This is a genomic window from Mesorhizobium sp. M7D.F.Ca.US.004.03.1.1 (genome assembly GCF_003998635.1).
In the GTDB taxonomy this organism is placed as follows: Bacteria; Pseudomonadota; Alphaproteobacteria; order Rhizobiales; family Rhizobiaceae; genus Mesorhizobium; species Mesorhizobium loti.
On record NZ_RZQG01000374.1, the window covers coordinates 1 to 5,580 of the forward strand.

Below are 5,580 nucleotides of genomic sequence, written 5' to 3' on the forward strand. Positions count from 1 at the left end.
GCGCAAGAGTTGACGGCTGTCGTTCACTGGTTCAGGTCGACCGGTGTCACTCCAAGAAGCTTCAGGGCGTTGGCGAAGGTCCTGATGCCTTGTGCCTGCTTGCGCTCGGCACAAAACCGGTTCGCCTTGTCCTGGAGCGCGGTTGCCTCGGCGATCTCCCTGGCGTTGGCTCCGGGGTCGGCTTTCGTTTGAATGGCCCCGTCGAGTTGAAGACCGAGCCGGCTGCAATATTCGCTTCGGGTAACCGCCGCTGCCGCACCCGGCTGCGCGACCGCAAGCATGGCAAGCGAAATGCCTGTCAGGGCCCCTATCCATCCGGTCGAACGTCGTTGCATGTTTCGGGACCATCCCTTGGCGTTGTGCCGCGGCCCGCTTCGGCCGCCGCGGGGATGGTTATGACAGGGGATTTTTTCGCCAGTTTTTCCGGAGTGTTGAATCTTGTTTCTGGAGTGTGTCTGGCGGGTTTTCCCTTCTCTCACAAGGGAGAAGGAAGAGCGTTCCGCGGTCTGCGGCGCTTGCGCCTCTTCCTTTGCGGCCATCCTTCGCGTAAGGCGCCGGGCAAATCCTTTCATCGCAGGCTCAGCCCCGGAAACCGCATGATCAGACTGGAAAGCATCAGCAAGCAGAACGGCCGTCAGCTTGTCTTCATCGAAGCGTCGGCGTCCCTGCAGAAGGGTGAGAAGATCGGCCTCGTCGGCCCCAATGGCGCCGGCAAGACGACGCTGTTTCGCATGATCACCGGCCAGGAGCAGCCCGACGAAGGCCAGGTGCAGGTCGATCGTGGCGTCACCATCGGCTATTTCAGCCAGGATGTCGGCGACATGGAAGGCCACAGCGCTGTCGCCGAAGTGATGGACGGCGCCGGTCCGGTCTCTGAAGTCGCGGCTGAAATGGCAGCGCTCGAGGCGGCCATGGCCGATCCCGACCAGGCCGACCAGATGGACGAGATCATCGAAAAATATGGCGAGGCACAGCACCGCTTCGAGGAGCTCGACGGCTATGCGCTCGACGGCCGCGCCCGCGAGGTGCTCGACGGTCTCGGCTTCTCGCAGGAGATGATGGACGGCGATGTCGGAAAACTCTCTGGCGGCTGGAAGATGCGCGTCGCGCTGGCGCGCATTCTGCTGATGCGGCCCGACGCCATGCTGCTCGACGAGCCGAGCAACCATCTCGACCTGGAAAGCCTGATCTGGCTGGAATCCTTCCTGAAGAATTATGACGGCGCGCTGCTGATGACCTCGCATGACCGCGAGTTCATGAACCGCATCGTCAACAAGGTGGTCGAGATCGATGGCGGTTCGCTGACCGCCTATTCGGGAAACTACGAATTCTACCAGCAGCAGCGTGCCATCGCCGACAAGCAGCAGCAGGCGCAGTTCGAGCGCCAGCAGGCCATGCTGGCCAAGGAGATCGCCTTCATCGAGCGCTTCAAGGCACGCGCCTCGCATGCCGCCCAGGTGCAGAGCCGGGTGAAGAAGCTGGATAAGATCGACCGCGTCGAGCCGCCCAAGCGCCGCCAGACCGTTTCCTTCGATTTCCAGCCGGCGCCGCGCTGCGGCGAGGACGTGGTCACGCTGAAGAACGTCCACAAGGGTTATGGCAGCCGCTCCATCTATGAGGGGCTCGACTTCCAGGTCCGCCGCCGCGAACGCTGGTGCATCATGGGCGTCAATGGCGCCGGCAAGTCGACGCTTCTGAAGCTGGTCGCCGGCGCTTCCGACCCCGACACCGGCACGGTCGCGCGGGGGCCTAGCGTGAAGATGGGCTATTTCGCTCAGCACGCCATGGAAGTGCTGGAAGGCGAGCGCACCGTGTTCCAGACGCTGGAAGATGCATTCCCCCAGGCCGGTCAGGCGCCGCTCAGGGCACTTGCCGGCTGCTTCGGCTTTTCCGGCGACGAGATCGAGAAGAAGTGCCGCGTTCTGTCAGGCGGCGAGAAGGCGCGGCTGGTGATGGCACTGATGCTGTTCGACCCGCCCAACCTGCTGGTGCTGGACGAGCCGACCAACCATCTCGACATCGCCACCAAGGAGATGCTGATCACCGCGCTCTCGCAGTATGAAGGCACCATGCTGTTCGTCTCGCACGATCGGCACTTTCTGGCAGCCCTTTCCAACCGCGTGCTGGAGCTGACGCCCGAAGGCATCCACACCTATGGCGGCGGCTATACGGAATATGTCGAGCGCACCGGGCAGGAAGCGCCGGGGTTGAGGAGCTAAGGACCTGCGGCTATTGCCCCACGACGGTCATCCGGTCGGTGTCCAAGCATCGCGGCGATCTGCTTGTGGGAAGAAGAGTTCTGTGTACTCTCCACAATGCTTAGGAAGGGCTTCGGGATGAGAATTGCCATGACCGTCGCATTGGCCGCGACAGTTGCTGGATGCGCGACCTCTCCGGTCGATTATGGGGCGTCGCTTTCGCAGCAGGACCAGAAATGGGCGTCGCCGCAATGCCAGCAAGCCAGGGCGGCGGCTTTGGACTACGACGCTCGCGAAAAACAGCACCCGGGTTGGGCATTCGTCGCGCTTGGCCCGTACGGGTTGGGGATACTGGCAGCCGTCAAGGAGCACGAGCAGAAGCAACGAAAGTTGGTCGCCCGCGAGGTGCACTTGCAATGCTCAAGCCTACCGCTGCCGCAGGAGCTGCAGGGCGATTTGAACCCTGCGAGGGTAAATCAGAAATATCCATAGTCACGCGACAGTCTCCTTCGCGACGAAGCGGAGGTGCCAGCGAAGGGCTCTCAGAAAGGCCCGCATCAGCCGGTCGGTTGCTTGCCGGCGTTGACCGCCAATTGCGCCTCAAAGGCACGCTTGTAGGCGGGCCGCGCTTCGCCGCGGGCGACATAGGCGGAGAGGTTCGGATAGTCGTCCAGGATACCCGAGGCTCTCAACCGGAGCAGCACCGACACCATCATCAGGTCGCCGGCGCTGAACGTGCCATCGAGCCAGTCGGCATCGCCAAGGCGACGGGAAAGTTGGCCAAGCCGGTTACGGACGCGATCCTCGACGAGAGGCATGCGTTGCGCGGTCCAGGACCTGTCGGCCTCATGGATCCTGGCGGTTGCGAGCTCAAGGATCGGCAGCTCCACCGTGCTGAGCGCGGCGAACATCCATGTGATCGCACGCGCCCGGGCATTCGCGTCGTCCGGCAGCAGGCCTGCATGGTGCTGCGCGATATGGAACACGATCGCGCCTGACTCGAACAAGCCGAGATCGCCTTCTTCGTAGGTCGGAATCTGCCCGAAAGGATGAAGCGCCAGATGTGCGGGTTCCTTGATCGCCCTGAACGAAACAAGACGAACCTCGTAGGGTTGGCCCACTTCTTCCAGCGCCCAGCGAACGCGCGTATCACGCGCCAGTCCCTTGCCGCCATCGGGCGACCGTTCAAAGGCTGTGATGGTGGCAGTCATTGGAAAGCTCCGGGGTTGTCAGGTGTCCAGTTCTTGGCTTTGCCTCCAGAGGACGAACGACCGGCGCTACTCCCGACACCTTACCTCGTTTTAGCCATGGGATTTCGCGTGCCGAACCTTTTCGGGTTCGCCAAACCACCGCGATGCGGCCTGCGCAGCTCCCTCCAGGTCAGGCTCAGCGTCAGCGGCCCAGGCGACGAAGCCATCGGGGCGCACGAGGACAGCGCTCAAGCCGAGCCGATCCTTGGCGTCGCTTGCGGCATAGGCGATCCGCCCGCTCCAGCGGCTTGCAAGCGCCTGAAGGGGAGGGCTGACGTCGAAGCCCAGAAGCAGGCCTTGCCCGTTCCTGAGGCGTTCTCCCAGCCTCGTCCCGTCGACCAGCTCGAAGTCCGGTGCGCTGCGGCCCACCAGTGGGTGGCTGCCGTCAAGATCGTAGCGGAGAGAGACGCCCCAGACGCGCTCGGCGAAGTATGTCGCGCCGTCGCGCGTGTCGACGAGATCACGGATGATGGCTTCGAGCGCACGCGAACTCCGGCTCGGCCGCATGAGCGCGACCTGGGCGCGCGACCAGTCGAGGACCTGCGCTCCCACTGGATGCCGTTCGTTCAAATAGCTGTCGAGCAGACCGGCGGGCGCATCGCCACGGATCGTTGAAGCCAGCTTCCAGCCGAGGTTCATCGCGTCGCCGAGCCCGAGATTGAGTCCCTGGCCACCCAGGGGGGAATGGATGTGCGCGGCGTCACCGGCGAGCAGCACCCGCCCCTTGCGGTAAGCGGTCGCCTGGTAGGCTCGATCCGTCCAGGTGGTGGCCAGCCGGAGCGCCGTCACCGTGACGTCGGTGCCGGAAATATGCCGCAACACTGCCTGCACCCGGTCAAGCGTGACCGGCTGGGTTCGGTGGAACCTGCCGCCGTCGAAATCGACCATCGCGATCACCCCGGGCGGCGCGTAAGTATACATGCCGGTCGGCGTGTAGTGGCGGCCCGGTTTGAGCTTGTCGGGATCGGCCATCTCGACCTCGACGGAATAGCCGGTGAATTCGGGATCGGTGCCGACGAACTCAAAGCCGCCAGCCTTGCGAACCGTGCTGCGGCCGCCATCGCAACCGACGAGCCAGCGTCCGCGAAAAGTCTTGCCGCCGGCGCGAACGGTCACGTCCTCGTCCGACTGGTCGAGGTCTTCGACGCCGACGCCGCGCCTGATCTCGACCCCCATCGCGCCGGCGCGGGCGGCCAGGGCGGCTTCGAGGGTCTCCATCTCGATCGCCATGCTAGTGCCGGCCGGACCTGGCAGGCGATACGACCACTTCGAGGCATCGATGCTGTCGTGGTAGAACTGGATGCCGGCAAAATGGCCGCCGGGGCGGCGCGCCTGCTGCATCCAATGGGCGCCAGCCGAAGCGCTGCCCGCGTCGTCTTTCGTGCGTTGCGGCGCCGCGATGTCGTTCAGCAGCCCGCGACGGTGGAAAGCTTCAAGAGTGGGCGCTGACAGGCCACGCATGCCGAACGGAAGCCGCTTCAACGGGGAGCGCGGGTCCTCGGCCTGCTCCAGCACCAGGACCCGGAGGTTCGCGAGGCGCAGTTCGCAGGCGAGAAACAAGCCGACGGGACCGGCTCCGGCAATTACGACGTCATAGAGAGGGGAATGTCGCTCATACATGGAAGACTCCTTGGTCGATGTTCGACCGGAGCGTTCCTCAAGCTTGAGCACCACACGGACGAACGATTGAACGCTTGGCAAGCGTCCGATGTTCGTCGTGGGGATCTCGTGCACGAAGCCAAAGACCAGAGCTTTCCCTGGCGAAGGATTTCGCCTGCGAAAGGACTTGGGCTTACCAAACCAAGTCTGCCTTTTCCGACACGGGCTATATAACGATGTGGCGATTGATCCGCAACGGGTGGCGGTGGTGAAGAGGGTAGTGCCATCGGCCCAAACATTGACTGCCCGAAAGCCGCCTTTCGCTTGGCTGCCGTCCGGTCGTCGGGCGGTTGGACGGTCAACTCAGCACCTCATTGAGAAACCTGGCCGCCTCGGCGAGGCCGGTGTTCGAAACCTGGTGGCCCAGACCGGGTTCAATCGACGTCCTGGCATGGACACCGGCCGCCGTCAGCAGCTCCGCCGCTCGCACACTCTCGCTTGACGGCATGACCGGATCGGCGCCGCCGTGAATC

At 63.8% G+C, this 5,580-nt stretch carries 5 protein-coding genes; 2 read left to right on the forward strand and 3 right to left on the reverse strand.

Features of this window, described 5'->3' with window-relative positions:
* Positions 1-23 precede the first annotated feature (23 nt).
* Positions 24-335 (reverse strand): hypothetical protein, encoded by a 312-nt coding sequence (locus EN935_RS20185; protein ID WP_164757661.1) that lies wholly within the window; start codon positions 333-335, stop codon positions 24-26.
* 261 nt (positions 336-596) lie between these two features.
* On the opposite strand from EN935_RS20185, the gene EN935_RS20190 reads away from it, so the two are divergent.
* Together EN935_RS20190 and EN935_RS20195 are read left to right on the forward strand one after the other, a co-directional pair.
* Complete coding sequence (locus tag EN935_RS20190; protein ID WP_127263821.1) at positions 597-2,219, forward strand: ABC-F family ATP-binding cassette domain-containing protein; 1,623 nt, start codon at positions 597-599, stop codon at positions 2,217-2,219.
* A gap of 117 nt (positions 2,220-2,336) precedes the next feature.
* Complete coding sequence (locus EN935_RS20195; RefSeq protein WP_109661393.1) at positions 2,337-2,690, forward strand: hypothetical protein; 354 nt, start codon at positions 2,337-2,339, stop codon at positions 2,688-2,690.
* Between the two features lie 65 nt (positions 2,691-2,755).
* Here EN935_RS20195 and EN935_RS20200 read toward each other — a convergent pair whose 3' ends face one another.
* Together EN935_RS20200 and EN935_RS20205 are read right to left on the reverse strand one after the other, a co-directional pair.
* Positions 2,756-3,409 carry a glutathione S-transferase family protein gene (locus EN935_RS20200; protein ID WP_127263819.1) on the reverse strand — a complete coding sequence of 218 codons (654 nt, stop codon included), beginning with the start codon at positions 3,407-3,409 and terminating at the stop codon, positions 2,756-2,758.
* A 90-nt stretch (positions 3,410-3,499) separates the two neighbouring features.
* Positions 3,500-5,068, reverse strand: a complete 1,569-nt coding sequence (locus EN935_RS20205; RefSeq protein WP_127263817.1) for an FAD-dependent monooxygenase — start codon at positions 5,066-5,068, stop codon at positions 3,500-3,502.
* Positions 5,069-5,580: the final 512 nt, after the last annotated feature.